The organism is Alcaligenes sp. YSL9 (genome assembly GCF_030515105.1).
GTDB classification, from domain to species: domain Bacteria; phylum Pseudomonadota; class Gammaproteobacteria; order Burkholderiales; family Burkholderiaceae_B; genus Alcaligenes; species Alcaligenes phenolicus.
Genome location: NZ_JALXJU010000001.1, coordinates 673,997 through 695,969, shown reverse-complemented (window position 1 = coordinate 695,969; position 21,973 = coordinate 673,997). Strand labels below are relative to the sequence as shown.

The window sequence follows — 21,973 nt, the reverse complement described above, 5'->3', positions numbered from 1 at the left end:
ATTGCTCTTACGCTTGTCCCGCCAGTTGAAGGCAAAGCTGTTCGTAAATGTCCTTGGCCCCCAGAACATCATCGATAGCTACCGACTCATCCGCCGTATGCGCCTGCGCTTCCTCGCCCGGTCCCAGACCGATGGTGGGAATGCCACGTCGCCCGGCGGACTCGGAGCCATTGGTGCAAAACCACCAGGTATCCATTTCCACCACACGCCCAGCTTGCTGGACCGCTTGCACCATGGCTTGGGCCAAAGGTGCCGACTCATCCAGTCGCCAGGCGGGCAAGTCCCGCTCCGGGCTGGCCTGCTGACCTGTATAGGTTTGTACCTGACTGTCCACCAGTTCCAGCGAAAAGCCCTCCACGCCTGCCGCTTGCAAGCATTGCTCCATTTGCTTGAGCACCGATTCACTGCTTTCCCCCACCAGGGTGCGGCGATCAAAACGCACGGTAACGGAAGAAGGAATCAGCGAAATGGAAGGATGCGGGTCGGAAATAATGTCAGTGGGCACCAACAAGGCTTGGCCGACTTGCGCATCCTTGGGCAAATCCAGTGTCTGCAAAGCAGAAATAGCTTTGGCTGCTGCCTGAATAGGATTCACCCCCAGATGAGGCAAGGCTGCATGCGCTGGACGGCCTTGCAGACGCAACAGAATCTCCTGCCGCCCTTTCTGCCCAACCATGATGCGCAAACGCGAAGGCTCACAAATCACCACGGCACCGGGCGTGCATTGTTCCAGAGCATGAGACAAGGCATAGCCTTCAATCACTTCCTCCATCACGCTGGCCGACACCGCAATGCGCTGCGTCAACCTGCCTGAACGGGCGGCCGCTGCAGCTCCACACAGAGCAGCGGCCAAGCCTGCCTTCATGTCACTGGTGCCGCGCCCATACATACGGCCATCCTTGATCTGCGCTCCAAAAGGCTCCACCGTCCAGGTTCCAGCAATAGGGACCACATCCATATGAGCATCGAATAACAGCGCCAGCGGGGCCTGGGCCGGGCCCACAAAGCCCAGCACCGAACCTTTTTCATCAACACTGATTTGATCAAAGCCCAAGTCCCGCATGACTTGCTGCACAAAGTCCGCCATGGCCTGTTCCTGCCCGGACAGGCTGGGAATGCGCACAAAGGCCTGTGTCAGGCTGACGGCGTCCCAGGCCAGATCCATTTGCTTGTGTTCGTTCACGCCCATGGCACCACCGCTCCACGTTGCGAGCTGATCAAACCATAAGCCTCTGGTCGACGATGACGCTCAAAGTTGAAGGTCGTGCTTTTGTAGGAATGGCACAGATCCAGATCGCAGCGGGCAATGGCCAGCTCGTCACCCTTGGTCGAGCAAGCCGCGACAATCTCGCCAGACGGTGCAATGATGGCACTGCCCCCAATCATCTCGATGCCCTCTTCGCTACCCGCCTTGGCCACGCCCACCACCCAGGTGCCGTTCTGATAAGCCCCGGCCTGCATCACCAGATGGTTATGGAACATGGACAGATCGTCGTGCTCGGGTGCGGGCGGATTATGAACCGGCGTGTTATAGCCCAGCATGACCATTTCCACGCCCTTCAAACCCATGACGCGGTAGGTTTCTGACCAGCGGCGGTCATTGCACAAAGCCATGCCCATCACGCCCCCAAAGGCCGACCACACACCGAACTCGTGGCCGGGTTCAAAGTAGTATTTCTCCAGATGCTGGAAAGCACGCCAGGGCTCGTCCTGGCCGTGACCGGGCAAATGCACCTTGCGATACTTGCCCACAATCGTGCCGGTTTTATCGACCAGAATGGATACGTTAAAGCGACGCTTGACGCCGTTTTCAATGACCAGCTCGGCATAGCCCAGGTAGAAACCTATCTGCAATTTGGCAGCGGCATCAAACAAGGGCTGGGTGTCCGGCCCCGGCATCTGGGTTTCGTAAAAACAATCAAAATCGGAAATATCCTCGCTGAACCAGCGCGGGAAAAACGTGGTCAGTGCCAGCTCGGGAAACACCACCACATCAACATCCATTTTCTTGGCCTGATGCAAATGGGCCAGCAAGCGGTCAACCACCTGCTTCTTGGTTTCGTTGCGCGCGATAGGACCCAGTTGGGCCGCAGCTACATTGACAAACCTGGTCATGAAATATGAACTCCATCAACAATTAAGATCCGCCCTGGGCGGGATTCGGAACGCCCGGCCCCTCTCAATCAAGGGCCAGAAATCGAAAACAGACTGCGCGCCGGGCTGCGCACAAGGCTCAGCCCCCAGCTGCGCTGACACGCGCATCAATCAGGCATAAGCACAAAAATTCTGAAAATCCCAATGCACACCGGGTGCAGATTCCACCAGTTCACGGGTGTAAGCCTGACTAGGCTGGCTAATGACACGGCCTGGGTCCCCGGCCTCCACAATCCGGCCTTTTTGCATCACCACAATGCGATCAGAAATCTGGGCCGCCACCCTTAAATCGTGCGTAATAAACAGGATGGCCACACCAGTTTTGCGCTTGATATCGACCAGCAACTTGAGCACTTGCTCTTGCACCAGCACATCCAGCGCGGACACGGATTCGTCCGCAATCAGGACATCCGGCTCCATCACAATGGCGCGGGCCAGACAAAGCCGTTGCCGCTGACCACCCGAAAATTGATGCGGATAGCGCTCCAGCACATCCGCGTCCAGCCCCACAATGGACAAGACCTCGGTCACGCGTTCGATAGCGACTTTGGGATCGACGCCGATGTTGTGCATGCCCTCGGTCAAAGACTGGCCAATCGTCACACGAGGGTTCAAAGAGCGATACGGGTCCTGAAACACGATCTGCACTTTGCGCCGCTGCGCCAGGCTGCGATCCTTGCAGGCGGCGGGTAAAGTTTCACCGTTCAGAGTGATCTGCCCTGAACTGGCCTCAACCAGGCCAATAATGCAGCGCGCCAAGGTGGACTTGCCCGAGCCGGACTCCCCCACGACGCCCAGCACTTCATCTCGGCGGATATCCAGATTGATATCGCTAAGCGCATGCATCCTGCGACCTTTGGAGAACCAGCAATCCGAGCCATAGACCTTGCCCAAACCACGGGCGCTCAGCACGATCTCGTTTTGCACTTCCTCTTTTGCAGGCGGATGCACATTGGGAACGGACGCAATCAGGGAGCGGGTATACGCTTCTTTGGGATTGGACAAAATCTGCTGACACGTCCCCATCTCCACACTATCGCCACGCTTCATCACCAGAATCCGGTCAGCAATATCGGCCACCACACCAAAGTCGTGCGTCACAAAAATGACCGAGGTGCCGCATTCGCTTTGCAGTTCCTTGATCAGGCTTAGAATCTGCTTTTGCGTGGTCACGTCCAACGCCGTGGTAGGCTCATCCGCAATCAACAAACGTGGCTGCAAGATCAAGGCCATGGCAATCATGATGCGCTGGCGCTGACCGCCGGACAGCTCATGCGGATAGGCCATGAAGAGTTTTTCCGGCTCCGGCAAACGCACGCGCTCCAGCATATTGATCACACGCTGGCGACGCTCCTGCCGGGAACTGTTCTTTTCGTGGATACGGATCACTTCGTCGATCTGCTCGCCCACCCGCTGCACCGGATTCAGCGCGGTCATGGGCTCCTGAAACACCATGGACATGGCCGAAGCCCGCAAGGACAGCAAATGCTCCTTGTTCATGGTCAGCAGGTTCTCGCCCATCAGCTCGATACTGCCATGGCTGACACGCAAGGTATCGGGCGGCAACAAGCCCATGATGGCAAAGGAACTCAAGGATTTGCCCGAGCCGGACTCGCCCACAATGCAGAGGGTCTCGCCTGCATACACATCAAAGCTGAGCTTGTTCACCAACTGGCGGGGATTAGTCGCTTTAGTTTCGATGCACAAGTCCTTCACCGACAAAACACAGTGGGGCTTGGTCGTAGAGGTATTCATTGTTATGTCTCCTGCCCTCGTCACTTACAGCCGTGTGACCAGCTTGGGATCCAGAGCATCGCGCAAGGCGTCGCCCAGGACGTTGATACTGAGAATGGTGATGGACAGCACAATGCCGGGGTACAGCACGATGCCGGGAATCAGCTGAAAGTACAGGCGACCTTCGGCAATGATGTTGCCCCAGGAGGCCATCTCGGGAGGGATGCCCGCCCCCAGGAAACTCAAGATCGCTTCCAGCAACACCGCCGAGGCAAACACATAAGTGCCCTGCACAATCAGAGGGGCAAAGGTGTTGGGGAACATATGGCGCGACAAGATCACGTAGGCCGAGGTCCCCACTGTCATGGCCGCTTCCACATAGGGCTCGGAACGCACGCTAAGGATCACACCCCGCACCAACCGTGTCATGCGTGGGATCTCCGGGATGGCAATGGCGATCAGTACCGTGGTCAGGCTGGCTCCGGACACCGACACCAGCGCAATGGCCAGCAAGATGCCAGGGATGGCCATCACACCATCCATCACTCGCATGATGACGACGTCCAGACGGCGGAAGTAACCCGCCAGCGAACCCAGAATCACGCCAAAGAACACGCTGATGGCCAGGACACCGAACCCCACCATGAAGGACACTTGCGCCCCATACACCACGCGGGAATACAGATCCCGACCCAGTGCATCCGTCCCCAGCCAGAACTGCTCGGAAGGCGGTTGCAGACGCACACTGGGGTCCAGTTGGGTGGGATCTTGCGTACCCAGAAACGGGGCAAAGATCGCCATGGCGGCCATCAGGATCAGGAACAGCAAGGCAGCACGGGCCGAATTGCTGGCGACCACTTTCTTCAATTTGTTGAGCTTTTGCATATTGTTCTACCTGTAAAAAGCGAGGGCTCAATAATCGATACGGGGATCGACCAGCATGTAGGAGATATCAATCAGCAGATTCACTCCTACATACACCAGCGAAAACAGCACGATCAGGCTCTGAATCACCGTAAAGTCGCGGGACAGCACCGCATCCAGCACCAAACGTCCCAGCCCTGGAATGTTGAAGACCGATTCCGTTACCACCACCCCGCCGATCAGCATGGTGATGCTGATGCCGATAATCGTCAGGATGGGAACCGCCGCATTGCCCAGGGCGTGACGTGTCAGGACACGACGCTCACTCAGGCCCTTGGCACGGGCGGTGCGGATGTAGTCCTCATTCAAGGTATCGATCACACTGGTGCGCACAATGCGGGTAATCAGGGCGATGTACACCGTGCCCAGGGACACCGCAGGCAGAATCAAATGCCGCAAGTGTTCCCACAGGCCTTCACTCAAGGGCTTGTAGCCCTGTACCGGCAACCAGCGCAGCTCCAGCGAGAACAGCAGAATCAACAAGTAAGCCACGATGAATACCGGCACGGAAAAGCCCGCCACCGACCCTGCCATCACAAAGCGATCCAGAGACTTGCCCCGATACCAGGCCGAGCACACCCCCAACGGAATGGAAATGGCCAGGGTGTAGGCCAGAGTCAACAAGGTCAGCGAAACCGTAGGCCCCAGACGATCCAGCACCAGATCCTTGACCGGGCGGCTGGAGATCAGGGACGTGCCAAAGTCCCCTTGCACCATGCTGCCCAGCCACTGCACGAACTGCACCGGCACTGGCTGGTCCAGCCCCATCTGGTGACGGATTTCCGCAATCTGTGCATCCGTCGCGTTATCCCCCGCCACCAGCACCGCGGCATCGCCATGTGTCATGCGCAGGACCACAAAGATCACCAGCGCCACAATCAGCAATACCGGGATGGTGGCCAGTACGCGCTTGAAAATAAGCCCAATCATCGCTTCTCCACATTCCAGAAGACCGGAACCGGCGTTTGCAGAAAGCCATTCAGGTTCTTGCGCACAGCGCTGACCATCTTGAACTCACCCAGAGGGACGATCACACCTTCATCCATGATGTGTTTTTGCAAGTCCGTGGCCAAACGACCCAGCTCGGACTCGCCACTGGCGCGGGCAAATTCCATGCGTGTCTTTTCAATGGCAGGGACATCCGGCCAGCCAAACCAGGCCTTGTCGCCGTTGGAGGCCACCGCCATGAAGCTCAGCGGATTGCTGACATCCACCAGCCCGGAATAGGTGGTGATGATGCTCCAGCCCCCCTCTTGCACGGGACGCTTGGACGTGCGGCGAGTCTGCACGGTTTGCCAGTCCATGGCTTCCACGTTGACGGCGAACCCGGCATTGCGCAGTTGCTGGGCAATCACCGGCACCACGGGCGAAGTCAGGAAGTCGGTGGGATGCAGCAAGACCACGGGCTCGCCCTTGTAACCGGCCTGCTCCAGCAGTTTTTTCGCACCGGCAGCATCCCCCTTGAAGTAGGCTTCAGAACCGGCTTGTGACGGGAAAACGCTGTGGCATCCAAACACGGCACCACACGTTTCAAAGTATTCCGGGTTGCCCACTTGCGCCTGCATCAAGGGCTTCTGGTTCAGCGCCATCATGGCGGCCTGACGCACTTGCTTGTTATTGAATGGCGGCTGCAGGAAGTTAAAGCGCATTTCAGTCTGCGCGCCCCGAGCCGTAGAAGCATTCAGAACAATGTCCGACTCGTTTTGCAGCAAGGGCAAGAGGTCCAACTGAACCTGATCGATCACATCAATCTCGCCACTGCGCAGCGCGTTCACCCCGGTCATGGCATCGGGCATGGCGACCCATCGCACACGATCTACCTTGACCTGCTTGCCACCGGCCAAACCGCTGGCAGGCTCATTGCGGGGCACGTAGTCCGGGTTTTTCTCGAACACAGCCTGCACACCTGGGCGATATTCCTTCTCCACAAATCGGAATGGTCCCGAACCCACCGTAGAAGTAATCGCCTGACTGACCGGCGTGCGTGCCACATCCTTGGGCATGACAAACAAGGGCAAGGAACTGGGCTTGCCCATGGCGCGCAGCGCAATATCGGTCGGGAAAGAGAACTGCATCACAAAGGAGCGGTCATCCACGACCTCCATCTTGGTCAGGAACTCCGTCATGATCTGGCCCATCTTGTCCAACTGAATCCAGCGCTTGATGGACTCGACTGCATCTTCAGCCGTTACGGGCGAGCCATCATGCCAGCGCAGGTTCTCACGCAAGGTCATGGTGTAGGTCTGGCCGTCCTCGGACACTTTCCAGCCTTCCAGCATCTGGGGTTTGACCTGCCCTTGTGCATCTTCCGCCAGCAAGGTGTCGTACACCATATAGCCGTAGTTGCGCACAATGTAGGAGGTGGTAATGACCGGGTCCAGGGAGCGCAAGGGCGCTTCCATCACGGCGGTCAGCGTGGTTTGAGCACTGACAGCCACGGGGGCAATAGCGGTGATGGCAAGGGCAGCCCAGACGGCGGCTAACGATTTCGCAGGACGCAAGCGGTCCTTAAGCAGGTTGCTCATGTTTTGTCTCTCCAGGTAGTTAAAAGCGGTCCGCCTTTGCTCTTGTGGCGGCGGTCCCGTCATCAGGGATTTACTGCTTATTCACGGGCCAGCTCCACCAAGGTCGATAGCAGAATCGAACATCCCGCTATCAGGTCTTTATCGTGGGTAAACTCTGCCGGGTTGTGGCTCAAACCACGTACACTCGGTACAAAAATCATGCCTGTGGGGCAGGAGCGAGCCAGCATCTGCGCATCGTGCCCGGCACCGCTGGGCATGCGCTTGACCGAGCAGCCCAGATCCTTGGCGTGTTGCTCGACCTTGCTAATCAAGCGTTCATCAAACTGCACCGGATCAAAGCGGGCCAAATGGCGATGCTTGATCTGCACACCCTCACACTCGGCCGCCTGTCGGGCAAAATCCAGCACTTCCTGCTCAGCCTGATCCAGGCTGGCCTTGTCCACATTGCGCAAATCCACGGTGAACACGGCTTTGCTGGGGATCACATTGACCAGATTCGGAAACAGCTCGCAGCGCCCTACTGTGCCCAGTTGCGGCGGGCCGTAACGCTCAGTCAACTGGCGTACAAAACTGCCAATTTGTTGCGCCACGACACCGGCGTCATGTCGCAAATGCATGGGCGTGGTGCCAGCATGGTTGGAGACACCTTGCACCTCGAACTCCAGCCAGCAAATCCCTTGCACGCCAGTCACGGCACCAATATCAATGCTTTCGTGTTCCAGAACCGGACCTTGCTCAATATGCAGTTCCATATAGGCATGCACATGGGGTTGACCGCAAGGTACAGAACCGGCGTAGCCAATACGCTCCAGATTCTCGCGCACGGTCGTGCCATCAATGCCCACGGTGTCCAGCGCCTCTTGCAAGGACAAGCCACCTTGAAACACCAGACTGCCCATCATGTCCGGCGCAAAGCGCGCTCCCTCTTCATTGGTAAAGGCCACCACTTGCAAGGGACGATCCAGTTGCACATCGGCATCATTCAAGCTGGCCACCACTTCCAGTCCAGCCAGCACGCCCAGATTGCCGTCGTAGCGCCCGCCAGTTCGCACGGTATCGATGTGCGAACCCGTCATGACCGGCGCCACATCCAGACGGCCAGCGCGTGTCCCGATAATGTTGCCGATCTGATCAATCTCCACACTCATGCCCAGATCACGCATCCAGCTGACCACCTGATCGCGGCCCGCCTTGTCCTCATCCGTCAGGGCCAGGCGGCAGACGCCGCCCCCGTCGATTGCACCAATCTGCGCCAACTGCGCAATACGCTGCAGCAGGCGTTCGCCATTAATGGCTAAACAAGTGCTGGCTGGGCTGTTCATACCGGCTCCTGAGCCAGCACTTCTTTGGCGCTCATACCGACAATGCGCTGATACAGCTCTGCATCGGTATCGCCTTCGCTGGCAAAAAATAGGATTTGGCTGTTTTCATCAATACCCAATGCCTGACGCCAGTCCGCTTGCTCGCACGCTGCCATGCAAGCCGCCACACCGGCCACGGCAGACTCACCCGCCACAATCGGCGCATCACCTTTATCGGCACGGGCCAGACGGCGCATGGTTTGCAAGGCGGCATCGTCTTCCAGCGTCATATAGGCATAGGTGCCAGGATCCAGAATTTCCCAGGCCAGCAAGGAGATTTCGCCGCAAGCCAGACCGGCCATCACCGTATTCAAATCACCGGTGACCGTGACGGGCTTACCTTGAACAGCACTTTGGAACAGGCAATCGGCCTTGTTGGGTTCCACCACAATCAAGCGAGGGCGCTGCGCACCCAGACGCTCCCACATATGGGCGCATACGGCTGCCGCCAAACCACCCACACCACCCTGAATAAAGACGTGAGTCACCGGCTTGCCCGAAGCAATCTGATCCAACGCTTCCTGCACCATCACGGTGTAGCCCTGCATCACATCCTTGGGCACATCCATATAGCCCGGGTAGGACGTATCGGACACCACAAAATAGCCATGCTCTTTGGCATCTTCAGCAGCCTGGCGCACCGAATCATCGTAATTGCCGGGCACGCGTACTACCTTTGCCCCGTAAGAGGCAATGGCCTGCTCACGACCAGTACTGACATGCTCATGGATATAGATCACGCACTGACAACCGGCATTCTTCGCCCCCCAAGCCACCGAGCGGCCATGATTGCCATCGGTCGCGCAGGTCACGGTCAAACCAGCAATAAAGTCCTTGTAGGCAGGACTCTTCAGATCATCCAGCGTCAGGCTGGCATTGCCGGTATGAGCTTGCAACTGACGCAACAGCAAACGGTTGACGGCATAAGCACCGCCCAAAGCCTTGAAGCTGCCCAAACCAAAACGACCGGCCTCATCCTTGTAATACACCCCACCCACCTTCATCTGCGCGGCCAGACCGGGCAAATGACGCAAAGGAGTAGGCGCGTAACCGGGCCACTGCACAATGCTGGCCTGAGCCTGCTCGAAGGCGGCTACCGACAAAATCGATTGCAAGGAGGCGTCATATTCCTGGCTGTCCTGAACGCAACGAGGGTTCAGATACAGTTGCACCGCGCCTTGCTCCCGAACGGCATGTTTGTTCATGTCTGCTCCACTTTTATGGGTTTAATTATTGGACTTCAAGTCCTGAAAACTGCGATGGATGGATTCAATCTTCTGCAACTTGCGCGCCACCTGCGTCTCGGCCTGTAGCGCTACCCGACTAACCAGATAATTGATCAGGCTAAGCGTGCCGGTATGCGAGTCAAACAAGTACTCCCCACGCGTCGCCACCGTGAAAGCAATGTCTTGCGAACGCAGCAAGGAGCTTTCCAGACCGTCCGTCAAAAAAGCCATCTGTACCGACTCGCCCCGCAGATGCTCCACCAAGGAAGGCAGGAGCACCGAGCGACGACGAAAATCCATCACCAGGGCCAGATCCCCTGCTTCCACATCGGCCAGTTGCTCGGTCAGATGGGCCACCGTGCCCACCGCCAGATGCACATCCGGGCGCAACTGCTGCAGTAAAGAGTGGGCGTAGCACGCCAGGATCTGGCCATTGCGGAAACCAAACACCCAGATGCGTCGTGCTTTCAGGGCGGCTTGGGTGAAGTTGTCCAGATGCTGTTCAGTAATGTTCTGGAAGGTGGTGGAAATGTTCTGTACGTCTGCATTGATAAACGGCGTCATATCGGCCTGAATACCGCTGCTGGACATGGAGTGCAGACGCTTGAAGGGAGCGCCGTCACCCATTTGCTCGCGGGCCGTGACCCGGAATTCGTTAAAGCCGTTAAAACCCAGACGCCGGAAAAAGCGCACCGCGGTAGCCGCCGATACACCTGCTTTCTCGGCCAGTTCCTGGGCGGAGTAAGTAGCCAGCTGCCCCATATGAGACAGGACCACATCGGCCAACCGCCGCTCCGCGCTGGGCAGGACATCGAGAATATCCAGGATCGAATCTTTGATGACCATGACACAACCTAAAATTGAAATTTGTTTTTCATATAATACTTAATAAAATTTTAATTTCAATTATGGATGTAATGATTTGGCTCCGTATTTACCCTTGGGAGCAGAAAAAAAGAAAGAAGATGATGATCTCACGTCCACCAAGAGTGGCTTCAAACAAGGCCCACAGAGAAAAATAAGGGATAAACCCTTATTGGGAAAAATTTCTGTTTCCTGGCAATGAAAGCATAAAGCCCATGATGAAATTTAAATTTCATCATGGGCTTTGGTAAGACAAATTTCAGAACCAAGGCCGCTTGCAGAAGCCAGAAAAACCCCGTCAAGTCGGCCTATTGCGCTGGCAACAAAGACAAACAACGCGCAATCAGAATATCGGCCATGGATAGATTCTTGGCCACACTTCGGGACCAGAGCGCATAAATCTGGCAAGCCAGCATGGCATCCTCAACATCAAGCGCCAACAGCTCACGTCGATACGCGGATGCCTCTTGCAAGGCCTGTCGCATCACGGCAGGCGATGTTGCTGATGGCCACCCTGCCCCCGCTGACCATAAACCAACCCGGCGAGCAGTGGCTGGCTTATCACGCATCGCCCTAATGGCAAAGGCAACCATAAGCTAACGATTAAGAGAGGCGTCTTGGACAATCCATGAAACCAGATCCTGGAAAGAAATACCTTGGTGAGCCGCAATTTCCGGCAACAATGACGTTGGCGTCATGCCTGGCTGGGTATTAATTTCGAGCCAGATAAGCTCGCCCGTCACAGGATCGTAGCGAAAGTCCGATCGCGTCACGCCGCGACAGCCAATAGCACGATGTGCTGTCTCCGAATAGCGCCGAATCTTTTCTTCAACGTCCAACGGCAGCACCGCTGGGCATATATGTGTTGAGCCTCCAACCGCGTATTTGGCAGTAAAGTCGTACCAAGCCCCACCCTCCACCACAATCTGTGTGATGCCAAGCGCCTCGCCGCCCATGACCGCACACGTCAATTCACGACCGGCGACATACCGCTCGACCATCAAAGACGCTGTTTCGCTCTGTAGAACCGGCGGAGCATCACCTGCGCGAATAATCTGTACACCACAAGACGACCCATCAGAAACAGGCTTCAGAACGTAAGGTGGCTGCATCACATGCGCCGCTGCCGCCTCTGACGCGGTAACCTCTATTGCGTCCGCGACAGGAATGCCGTGAGCGGCAGCCACATGCTTCGCGTTAACTTTGTGCATTGCCAACGCCGATGCCATTACGCCTGAATGCGTATAGGGAATGCCAAGGCTTTCCAGAAGCCCTTGAACAATTCCATCTTCCCCACCGGTTCCATGCAGTGAATTGAACACGACGCTTGGGCGTACTTGCAGCAGCTTTTCGGCTACGTTGTCATAGACCTCCAACTGTGCCACACGATAACCAGCTGCAGAAAGGCCCTCGGCACATGCCTTACCTGATGCGATACTCACTGAACGTTCGGAGGAATTGCCCCCCATCAAGACTGCAACGACGGAATCCATTTTTTTAACTTCCTAAGTGAATATTGGGCACTGAAAGATTGCGGATTTCACGCACAATCGAATGGACTTCCGTTGCATGCGCTCCCTTGACAGTCACCTCGTCTCCCTGACGTACATACGCAAGCAAATCCGAGAGGACTCCATTTGCCTCTTCATGGCAGATGTGAGGCTTTTCCAAGCCTTGTAGCTGAAGTGCTTTTCGGTACTCATCCCCAACAAAATACGCCATATCTATGTTGGAACGATTCAAAAATGAGAGCACCTCCATATGACAATCGGTGCTGGCATCTCCCAGTTCAAGCATGTCACCGAGCACGACAATCTGTCTGCCTACGGCTGGGCGCTCATTCAGCGTTTTAAGAACAGCGATGACCGCCCCCGGCGCCGCATTGAAAGACTCATCAATAAGGCGAATAGTCCGTTTATCGGACAGAGTGATATCGTGCGCCCTGCCTCGGCCATCAAGAAGAGACCAGCCAGCCAGGTCAGAGATTGCTAGCTTCCAGTCACGGTACAGATGGGAAACCGCCGCCATTGCTCCGACCGCATTGACGGCAATATGCTCTCCAACGGCAGGAAACTTAATGTCAATTTCGGCACCAGCCACAGATATTCTCAGAGCACCATTCTGTGAATCGTAATGAAGCATGCGCCAGTCACTATCCTGGTGAGTGCCATAGCTGATTATCTTCGAGGTGAATTTTCTAGCCTCGTCATGAAATATTTCATAGCAATCGCTGTCTCGGCAAATCACTGCAGCACCCCCCGTTTTCAAGCCAGAGAATACGCCAGCCTTCTCCCGCGCAATGTCCTCAAGAGACTTATAGGCCTTCCGGTGGGCATTTGACACGTTGGTGACCACGGCAACATCGGGTCGGCATATATCGCTGCACTCTTTAACTCGCCCTGCTGCTATTTCTGCAACGATATTCTTCGCATCGGCTGGCACGGTCATCATGGTTTCTAATGTCCCCAATAGAAGATTCCCGTTGTTGAATGTCATATGCGTTCTTCCAGCGTCAGGAACACCGTCGAGAACCTTTGCAATCAGTGAAGACGTGGTGCTTTTTCCTGCGCTTCCAGTTACACAGAAAACTTTTCCCGAGAACCTATCTCGGGCTACCCGAGCAACACGCCGCAAAGTCTGCGTGACATTTTTCACCTGCAAATGAGGAATTGCAGGCGATACAGGGTCGCTTCCGATCCCAATGGTAAGGCTGGCCGATCTTTGAAATTCCAATCTCTGGGAACGATCAAGGCCATAGCCAACACCTTCGGCTATGACAGCAACCGAGTTCCTGCGCAAACGGTCGGGGTGGTACGTCACGCCCCCAAAATCGCTGCCAGTGGCAAAACCAATCAAATTGCCGCCACTGGTGGAGATAAACCCTTGCATATCAAGAAGGTTGACATCAACCAGGCCACTGGTTTGCCCAGATCGAACACGGGCAAACACCTCCTTGTGCTTCTCTTTTTCGAAGCCATAATGAGCCACTAGTGATTCGTGCCGCCCTTGACCTTTCAAAGCCAGCCAAACTCGGTGAGATCCTCCGAGATTGAGGTCTTCGCATAGCATGGATCGGACACAGTCTTGTGTCTCCTGAGACCCATTTTTCAGCTGAAACGAAAAATATTGCACAATGTCGCGCAGGCAGGTGAACTGATCAATATCGTCCAACCCTCGCACATTGCGCAGATTGGTATTACCCAGCCCCATTTTCACAAGAGACGCATTGATATGCTTGACAGCATGCGAGCTACCGCCATGCAAGATACTTGCAAGAACCACAGCTGCACTTCTGCGGCTACCTCCCGGAATCTGTTCACTGATCATTGACACCGTCTGGCTGCCATCATAAGGAATATCCGATAGGTTCAGCCGGTTCAAGCGACCGCTATCACGATAAACCTCCTGGCCACGACCGGACATCGTGGCTTCCAGTTTCAGAATGAATTGAACAAACGCCCCTGGCTGGATGCGGTATAGATCATTCTTAGAGCGCCGCGCCTCCCCATCCCACACGCGCTCAATATAATATCCCGGCATTTTTAAAATCCTTAATCTCTGCAGGCTCTTTGCGGTTAATGCAATCTCCCGTCCTATGACGGGCCAAAAGAGTGGCTAAACGCCCACTACTTCAAACTTGAAAGATGTCTAAAAACTTTATCCATCCCGACTGAATTTGATGCCTTTAGCAAAATTGAATCGCCAGATTTCAGCTTTTCTGCAAGATCAGGAATCAGGTCTGCAACGCTCTTGTAATGCGTGTTTAAAGGAGTATCTCCATGGGCGTTGAGTTCATCCTGCAGCTCTGCCATCAAACTTCCGCATAGAAAGATCGCATCAGCCTGTATTCCCTGGATATGTGGTGTCAGTTCCCGGTGGTAACGCGCGGCGTCCGCCCCCAGTTCGGCCATATCTCCAAGGATGAGGATGCGACGGCCCTCGACTTTCATTTTGCCGAATGTTGAAATGGCAGCCTTCATCGAAACCGGATTTGCGTTGTAGGACTCGTCAACAACCGTGAGGTTTCGCCCCTCGAATTCGACCTGAGATACCGCTCCACGCCCCGCGGCAGGCTGAAACGCTGTCAGCCCCTCAAGGAAGATGTCCAAATCACCACCCAGTAATAACCGCACCCCGATTGCGGCAAGGCTGTTCATCGCCATGTGCAAGCCTGGCGCGGCAAGGTGGTAGGCCAACTGTCTGCCATCCGGTAGCGCTGCCTCAACGCGGCCACTGGTCTGATCGTAGTGGTGGAGGCGCAGATCCGTATCTTCGGACTGACCAAAGGTCATGACATGTACGCCACGCTGAGCTGCTCGTTGCTGGAAAATATCGTAGAACTCTATTTCCCGGTTAAGCAGCAAGGTCCCGCCCGGATTGATACCCTCGACAATATTCGCCTTTCGCCGCGCAACCGTATCCAGCCCCAATCCCGGTCCACTTATATGCGAAGGTGCGATATTGGTCACGATCCCGATATCAGGGCGCACAAGACGAATATTCTGGAATTTCGGTGCATTGATGGCGGTGACGGCTGCTTCGACCACGACCACATCCGTAGAGGCCGGTGTATTCGCCAGCAAATGAAGGATACCGACGCGCGAATTGTAGTTCAGCACGGAGTTAGAGATCACCTTGCGATCCTTGCCCATCGCCGCTGAGAGCATCAGACTTTGCGAAGTCTTTCCCGCACTGCCTGTTATCGCGACGACATGTCCCTTCATCCGGTTTCGCGCGACAGCTCCAAGCTGGATCAGTGCATGGAGAGGATCCGAGACCTGTAGCAAAGGAAAATCCGGCTTCAGTCCTTCGACGGGACGTGCCACCATCGCGCCGGCAAGCTTGTGTTGCAACATCGGCAAGCGATCCCGGATATCCCAGTATTTCCCAGCAGTGAAATCCGACAATTCATGCCGCATTGCCATGCGCTGATCAATAACTGCAAGAAGTGTCGGCGCTTTTATACCCTCGTTCCCGAGTTGACGAGACTTATGCGTCACCGAGCGCACAAACCAGCCTTCGGGTGGGCGCACCAGCCATGTGCCCCCCGTCACTTCTTCAATTTGATCTGCCGTCCAGAGAATTTCCGGTGTAGGGCTGATCGTCTCAAGCGCGGGGACTTCATATTGAGCAGGGTAGGCACGAAGCACAGCAAAACCTGCCTTGGGCGATAATTCGAACCGCACCTGGTGTGGCAATTGGATGCGTTCAGTTTTCCCGAGATAGCTCACCAGCCCCAGCGAAAGTGTCAACGTCTCATCAAGCCAATTACGGACCGCGGAGGGCCGCAATGTGTAGAAATCACGATAGATCTGGCCCGGCTCCCAACGGCTGACAGGCCACATCCAATCACAAGGATCATGCGAGCACCCAAGCCCCCAGGCCCCGACCGGTCCGGGCTTGGCTGGCTCTGCACGAAAGTCGATGCGCCAGTCGCAATCGACGGCATCAGGGACACGCCACCAGGATTCCACAGAGATCAGCCCGATGCGATTCAGATGCTCAGGTGAAACGCGCAGGCCCAAAAGCTCCATCGGTCCGATGCGTAACGGCTCTACCAGACGGGCATCCGCCGGCACCTCGTCGGCCAACCATTCTGGGCGCGCTTTGCGAAGCGCCGAAATTGGTCCTGCAGTCGGCAATGTAGGGGCCGGGCGAGCGGGGAGACGCGCGCGCCTGGGAGGAGAAAGCATTACATAAGCCTCTCCCTCTCGTGTGCTTTCACACTTTGTGCCTAGCGCAAGGCATTTCTTTGAAAACTTGCTCAGCGCCTCGGCCGCCGCCTCTGGCGCCAACGGCAATGTACGGCAAAATCCTACCTCGAGCGGCAGGAAGCGCACTCCCGTCACGCCTCGATGGTCCATTTCCAGCGTAAAAATGCCACTGTCCTTGTCGGGTCGCGTCAGCGCATCAAAGAGTAAATCCCCGGCATCATGTAGGATCGGACGATTCTTATAGATCTCGATTCCCTGCAACAGATGCGCCGACGCGCCAAGCACCGCATCTGCGCCAGCGTCAATCAGGGCATGTCCACCTGCAATCTCGGCGGTGTCGGGCTGATGGAGGTTGTTCGCGCCCCAATGCATCGCAACCAGGACAATGTCGGCCCTTTTCCGGGCCTCGATAATCAGCGGAGCCATGATTTCCGTCCACTCCTGTGGTCGCTTCGGGTCGAGCCATGCGGTGCCGGGCGTATCCTCGCCCGCCGCAAAACTTTTCTGTGTCGCATCCAGCGCGAAAAAAGCGACATCCAGCCCCCCTGCGCGACGGAAAACGGGTCGAAACGCTTCTTCCCGTGTGCGCCCCGACCCTGCGTGACCAATACCGGCAGCATCAAGCCACTCACCTTGCTCTACCAATGCGTCAGGGCCGTAATCACCACTGTGATTGTTGGCTGTCGCTACGATATCGACGCCACCACGGATCAGTGTGTCGATCATCTCGGGGCGAGCACGGAAATAATAGGAAGACCTCTCTCCCTTGTCGACACATTCCGTGCCGCTGGTGGCGACAACACATTCAAGATTCACAATGCCGAGATCAGCTTCTACCAACGGTTTAATTCGGGAGAGAGCATTCCGAGCATTGGCGGCCCCAAACCGATAATGAAACCGCCGACCGATATTCACATCCCCCCCCCAGGCAATCGTAACGGTCCGTTCAGATTTGTTGTTATTACTCATACGCGCTTTTTTCACTTACCTTCCTCCTGCGCTAGAGGCCTAGTTGGCCCATGCGCGTAAGCATCGCCCGCATGTTCGCGAGCATCGACATACAGCAGTCCACAGCGCTCAACCGCATTTACAAGCGGTAGAAGCATATCGAGCATTGCACTGAAAGCGCCCATGTCACTGCGATCTGTGAAGCTGGCCACAACTGCAACCAGCAAAACATCCTCGACCAGGCAATCTGCTAACGATGGACGCAATTGCGCTGCCACATCAAGACATTGCCGCAAATCCTGTTCCGGGCGCTCACACCATGGCCAGTCAAATCCAAGAGGCTCCCATTGCCAGAGCGTCCAGTTGCAGATCAGCCGTCCCCCGTTAGAACCACGCGCCATACGGCGCGCCGCCATCTTTGGCAGTACGATCTGCGAGGGCCGATGCCGCAACCATTGCATCAACTGCGGCCAAGCAGCCTCTAACCTGGTGCAATCAGCGACCTCGCTGGCCGTTCTCGCCATCCCCGAAAACATCGGCCAGTTAATCGCAGTGGCCCTATCCGGAAGACGCGACCGGGATCTCAAATAGCGCATGGCAAGATCGTCAGGGACCTCACATCCCAGAATTTGCCCACGCAAAGCCAGCGTGTCGTTGCGATTCATCATTGGAGGAGCCCACTCGCACTCCCCCCAACAGCGAAATATCAGTGCGAGATTACCGGCGACATCACGCTTTCCAATTAACGTCGGAGCCGGCCAATTCTGGGTACCATGCGCCAGAAGTTCAGCCTCATGGTGTCCCATCCCAACCACCGAGCGATGGAAAAGACGGATCATCAGACTATGGTCATCACCGGAATTTTCAGGACGCGCGACAAGGTAGGCGACCCTGCCCTGCTCAGTCCATTGCGTTGCCGCCAAATCAAGTGACAGACGCTCCGGGCTCATTTCTGCAAGTAAAGGCGACAGCCAGGCATCTCGACGATCCTCTGTCAACAATTCGGTAAGCCCGGCCTCCTGACGGCTCTGTGTCATGAAAGGACGGTCCGCCACAAATAGGGCCTCGACACGCTCTCGACGGCGCCATAAGACACCAAGAGTAGACGCAGACATCATCAAGAAAATTAATGTTTGGCGGGCGAGTAGCAGCGAAAAGAACACGGACCAAAAAGATGGCATAGTGCCGCGCCAAGCGTCATGGATGACCCAGCCAACCAGACAAATGAAACCTGTCCCCCACCAAGCCCTGCCCCGCAGTTCTGACGAAACTCCCTGCGGGGATGCTGGCGGCAACATAGCCACCACCAAGGCTCCCAGAATGACATAGCCAACCAAAATAATGAGTAAGGTTGGATAGCCGATCCCGATCAGAACCACTGCGATGGTGCTGTAGGCGAGCATGGCAAACAGCCTGAGTATCCGACGATAATCACTGGCTGCGTTGCTACGCAGTGATTCGGACAAGCCAAGCTTGCTATGCCGATCAAGAATGGTCGCGGAGGCCCGTTCACACATCTCTGCCCCTAGCGCCTCGGCGGCCAGATGCACACCAAAGCAGACCAAAACCAGCGCCATGAGAATTGCCACAACGACACCCGAAGCGAGCTGACCGAAGATCATTTCAAGTCGCAAGGAACTCTGGCCCAGGCTGAGCGTAGCGAGAATATTCCATGGCAAAAGCAGCGCAAGCAGCAGGGTAATTTTTGACAGGATGAAAAGTAAGATGTAAACCGGCAAAGGCCAGGCCAGTTCGGCCTGTACAACCCGTCCAATTCGAAATAGCCAGTGCAAAACAGAAGGCGGCCACACCGCCAACACCTGGCTCTTCGCCCTTTGGGTCAGTGCCGCAATCACGGAGTGACCTCTCGTGCACACTCCTCTGCCGCACGCGGCCCCGCTTTGCCCGTCAGATTGTGATAAGCGGGAGCGCTGGCATCTACCTCGCGCAACTCCACCCGGTGTCCCCCAGCCCGTAGCCCCTCATAGAAACGTTTCTGCAGATAGAAAGGCGTCACCCGGTCATGCGAGTTGCCCAATATGACAATACGACGTGTTTGATCTGCGACCACTCCGTCCAGGTGATCCAGCGGATCATAGGGGGCGGACAATCCAGTCGTATCCGCCCCTGGACGCGATGGCCTGCCGGCGGCCTGGCGCAAGACCTCAGCGCGTTCCAGCAGACCGAAAGCCCCTGAAGTCAGCACTGCGCATGCAATATCGTCGCGCCCCATCGTCAGCAACGCAGCACCTGCCGTTGCCCCCCCACTATGTCCCAAGAGCACGAAGCGCCCTATCCGATGATCGGCCCGGATATTGTCCAACGCACCGTCAATCGCGAGAAATTCTTCGGCCTGTCGCCGACGGCGGTGATCTCCGCTAGCACCATATGTCCCCGGACGCGAGATCACAACAACTGGAAAACCCATCTCCTCAGAGAGCGAGCGCGCCAGCGCTGTCTGAGCGCTGGCCGTGTTTTGGGGAATATCCTGCGGATCGCGCTTCAGCCAAGTATCACGATCACCGCGCAAGACAACAATGACCACTGGAGCACCGTCGATCTCTCCCCCCACGAAATAGCGCAGGCACGCGACACCACCCGCATATTCCGTCCAGACTCCGCCTGCAGATAAATCGCAAATATCTTTTGAGGGCTGCCCGCCCCAGGACAAAGCCTGCTCTGCCCAGGCGTGGGCCGCTGAAAGCAATAACAGGGCAATAGAAATGATCAGGCGTTTCATGATCAGACTGCGTCTCCCGAAGCCCTGGCCTCCAACAAACCTGCATAAGCCACCAGCCCCGAAAGATAGTGCTCCACGTCATCAATCCGCACCCTGAACGCATGATGGCGGATGAAAAAAGAACCAAGTATCTGGTCTGGATTGCGGAAAAACATCGCGTACTCAGGCCAGAAGTGCCCGTTCAGCAGATAAGCGGCACGGAAGTGCAACGCCTGGTCAAACCGCGCCTCATCCAGCCCAGCCAGAATATCTGCTCCATTGGGCATAGCCTTCAGACGGTCAAGCATCTTGCGCCCAGCCATCATCAGTTCCAGCAAGGTCGGAAACGTCGTAATCCTTTGTAGGACAAAGTCGAGATAACCCTCGAAATTCTGGATCCCGAAGCGGAAGTAGCGTAACTCGGGTCGGTAGAGCGTCAGCTCGTTAGTGCAATAACTGAGCCAGTGGTCGTGATGTTTCCAGTAGTCCTTTTCGATGAAGTGGCCAAATGCCCTCTCCACCGCGCCGATCCACCGCTCGTCTTTCGTCAAGCTGTAAAGCCGCATCAGGGCAAAGGCAGCCTCTCCCTCGTAATAAACAATGCGAAACTTCTCTTTCACCTCAAGGCTGGGCCATGTCAGTACATGTGTGAACGAGCCGTCCTGCGCCTGCATATGCAAGATTCCCAGAGCCAGCTTTTCCATCAACGCAGTAAAGCGGTCCGAGCCAAGCACGGCGCTGTATTTCGTCATTGCCAGGATGGCAGTGGCATTGGCCCCCAGCTTGATCTCATTGCCGGTATCGACCACAAAAGCCTTGTCGTCGCAGTCTTGGATGAACTGGGTGGTCAGATAATCAAGTGCGCGTTCAATCGCCGCTAGCAACTCTGGCTGCCGCGTCTTTTCCCAGGCCTCCAACATCGAATAGGTCGTGCTGGCATGGCGCAACGCGTTGTAGGCTGGGATTTGGCGGTTAAAACAAGGATGGTAGCCATAGACGAAGCGCCCCTCCTTATCGACCTGACGCGCGAGAAAATCTGACGAATTCCTGATGATATCGGCCAGGGTTTCATCATCAAGCGATTCGATCTTGCGACGACCTGCATTGCGACCATTGCCATAGAGCTCATGGACAATCCCATCTTCCCCGCAGAACAGACCCGCAGTCTCCAGAATATAGACTTCACCATCTCCCTGGAAATCAACGGTGGTGCCAACACCATATTTCTGCTGGGCGGCTAGCTGAAAGTTATTTTCGTTCAGAACACAATGACTGACCTGATTGCCGCCATAGAGCATGGCCTGAGCATTTATCTCCATCTCAAGGAAAAGCCGACTAAAACTACGATCCAGCGCAATTCCCTTGCGGCAATAGTTCCTCTTCACCTCGCGCAAGCGCTTACGTAACAGATCCCAAGTCCATGTTTCAGCTTTTTCGACCCAATCAACACGCAGGAAGCGTCCACGCAGCTTGCGCCGAGCCATGATCTTTTTCAACGTCGCTGTCGCAAGATCCCAGGCAGCATCCAAATCCGCGCCGCTTCCCTGCGCCGTAACGGCTCTAGCGGTACCATCAGATACAGCAAAAACCAGGGTGACAGCCGGAAAGGGCGCATCCAATAGGCTGAACTTACCCGTCAGGGCCGCTTTTAGACTTGCCAGCCGAGTTTCAAAAGCGATCAAATCGGCACCCGCTACCGCGTTGTCCTGCACATCCATGTCATATTTCATCATTGTTAAAACTCGTCCGTGATAAGCGAGAAATCGCAGCACTGAAATGGTGAAAATGCCAGCCGCACTCTGCT

Annotated in this window: 16 protein-coding genes; all 16 read right to left on the bottom strand. The window is 55.9% G+C overall.

The annotated features are described in order from the left end of the window. Nucleotides 1-7: 7 nt before the first annotated feature. A complete protein-coding gene (locus M2Q46_RS03245; protein WP_266108501.1) occupies nt 8-1,189 on the bottom strand; it encodes a YgeY family selenium metabolism-linked hydrolase in 1,182 nt (393 codons plus the stop codon). Next, nucleotides 1,180-2,115 (bottom strand): N-carbamoyl-D-amino-acid hydrolase, encoded by a 936-nt coding sequence (locus tag M2Q46_RS03240; RefSeq protein ID WP_302356786.1) that lies wholly within the window; start codon nt 2,113-2,115, stop codon nt 1,180-1,182. The genes M2Q46_RS03245 and M2Q46_RS03240 overlap by 10 nt, the downstream gene beginning before the upstream one ends. 150 nt (nt 2,116-2,265) lie before the next feature. Continuing rightward, entirely contained in the window at nt 2,266-3,909 is a 1,644-nt protein-coding gene (locus tag M2Q46_RS03235; protein ID WP_302356785.1) for an ABC transporter ATP-binding protein, read from the bottom strand. A 24-nt stretch (nt 3,910-3,933) separates the two neighbouring features. Further along, nucleotides 3,934-4,773 (bottom strand): ABC transporter permease, encoded by an 840-nt coding sequence (locus M2Q46_RS03230; protein ID WP_302356784.1) that lies wholly within the window; start codon nt 4,771-4,773, stop codon nt 3,934-3,936. 27 nt (nt 4,774-4,800) lie between these two features. Continuing rightward, nucleotides 4,801-5,742 (bottom strand): ABC transporter permease, encoded by a 942-nt coding sequence (locus tag M2Q46_RS03225; RefSeq protein ID WP_239055631.1) that lies wholly within the window; start codon nt 5,740-5,742, stop codon nt 4,801-4,803. Beyond that, nucleotides 5,739-7,337: an ABC transporter substrate-binding protein gene (locus tag M2Q46_RS03220; RefSeq protein ID WP_302356783.1), complete on the bottom strand. Its 1,599-nt coding sequence runs from the start codon at nt 7,335-7,337 to the stop codon at nt 5,739-5,741. Before M2Q46_RS03220 ends, M2Q46_RS03225 begins: the two co-directional genes overlap by 4 nt. A gap of 77 nt (nt 7,338-7,414) precedes the next feature. After that, nucleotides 7,415-8,659 carry a Zn-dependent hydrolase gene (locus M2Q46_RS03215; RefSeq protein ID WP_302356782.1) on the bottom strand — a complete coding sequence of 415 codons (1,245 nt, stop codon included), beginning with the start codon at nt 8,657-8,659 and terminating at the stop codon, nt 7,415-7,417. Further along, nucleotides 8,656-9,903: a diaminopropionate ammonia-lyase gene (locus M2Q46_RS03210; RefSeq protein WP_083053577.1), complete on the bottom strand. Its 1,248-nt coding sequence runs from the start codon at nt 9,901-9,903 to the stop codon at nt 8,656-8,658. The genes M2Q46_RS03215 and M2Q46_RS03210 overlap by 4 nt, the downstream gene beginning before the upstream one ends. A gap of 21 nt (nt 9,904-9,924) precedes the next feature. Continuing rightward, nucleotides 9,925-10,770, bottom strand: a complete 846-nt coding sequence (locus M2Q46_RS03205) for a MurR/RpiR family transcriptional regulator (protein WP_009454338.1) — start codon at nt 10,768-10,770, stop codon at nt 9,925-9,927. A 326-nt stretch (nt 10,771-11,096) separates the two neighbouring features. Then, nucleotides 11,097-11,261 carry a hypothetical protein gene (locus M2Q46_RS03200; protein WP_226349638.1) on the bottom strand — a complete coding sequence of 55 codons (165 nt, stop codon included), beginning with the start codon at nt 11,259-11,261 and terminating at the stop codon, nt 11,097-11,099. Nucleotides 11,262-11,384: 123 nt separating this feature from the next. Then, complete coding sequence (locus tag M2Q46_RS03195; protein WP_302356781.1) at nt 11,385-12,281, bottom strand: D-alanine--D-alanine ligase; 897 nt, start codon at nt 12,279-12,281, stop codon at nt 11,385-11,387. A gap of 4 nt (nt 12,282-12,285) precedes the next feature. Beyond that, a complete protein-coding gene (locus tag M2Q46_RS03190; RefSeq protein ID WP_302356780.1) occupies nt 12,286-14,328 on the bottom strand; it encodes a Mur ligase family protein in 2,043 nt (680 codons plus the stop codon). Between the two features lie 86 nt (nt 14,329-14,414). Then, a complete protein-coding gene (locus M2Q46_RS03185) occupies nt 14,415-17,486 on the bottom strand; it encodes a CapA family protein (protein ID WP_302356779.1) in 3,072 nt (1,023 codons plus the stop codon). Continuing rightward, nucleotides 17,483-19,306 carry a hypothetical protein gene (locus M2Q46_RS03180; protein ID WP_203144715.1) on the bottom strand — a complete coding sequence of 608 codons (1,824 nt, stop codon included), beginning with the start codon at nt 19,304-19,306 and terminating at the stop codon, nt 17,483-17,485. The genes M2Q46_RS03185 and M2Q46_RS03180 overlap by 4 nt, the downstream gene beginning before the upstream one ends. Next, nucleotides 19,303-20,190, bottom strand: a complete 888-nt coding sequence (locus M2Q46_RS03175; RefSeq protein WP_137430466.1) for a S9 family peptidase — start codon at nt 20,188-20,190, stop codon at nt 19,303-19,305. The genes M2Q46_RS03180 and M2Q46_RS03175 overlap by 4 nt, the downstream gene beginning before the upstream one ends. Before the next feature lie 2 nt (nt 20,191-20,192). Further along, on the bottom strand, nt 20,193-21,902 hold the full coding sequence (locus tag M2Q46_RS03170; RefSeq protein WP_302356778.1) for a Mur ligase: 1,710 nt from the start codon (nt 21,900-21,902) through the stop codon (nt 20,193-20,195). Between the last annotated feature and the right edge of the window lie 71 nt (nt 21,903-21,973).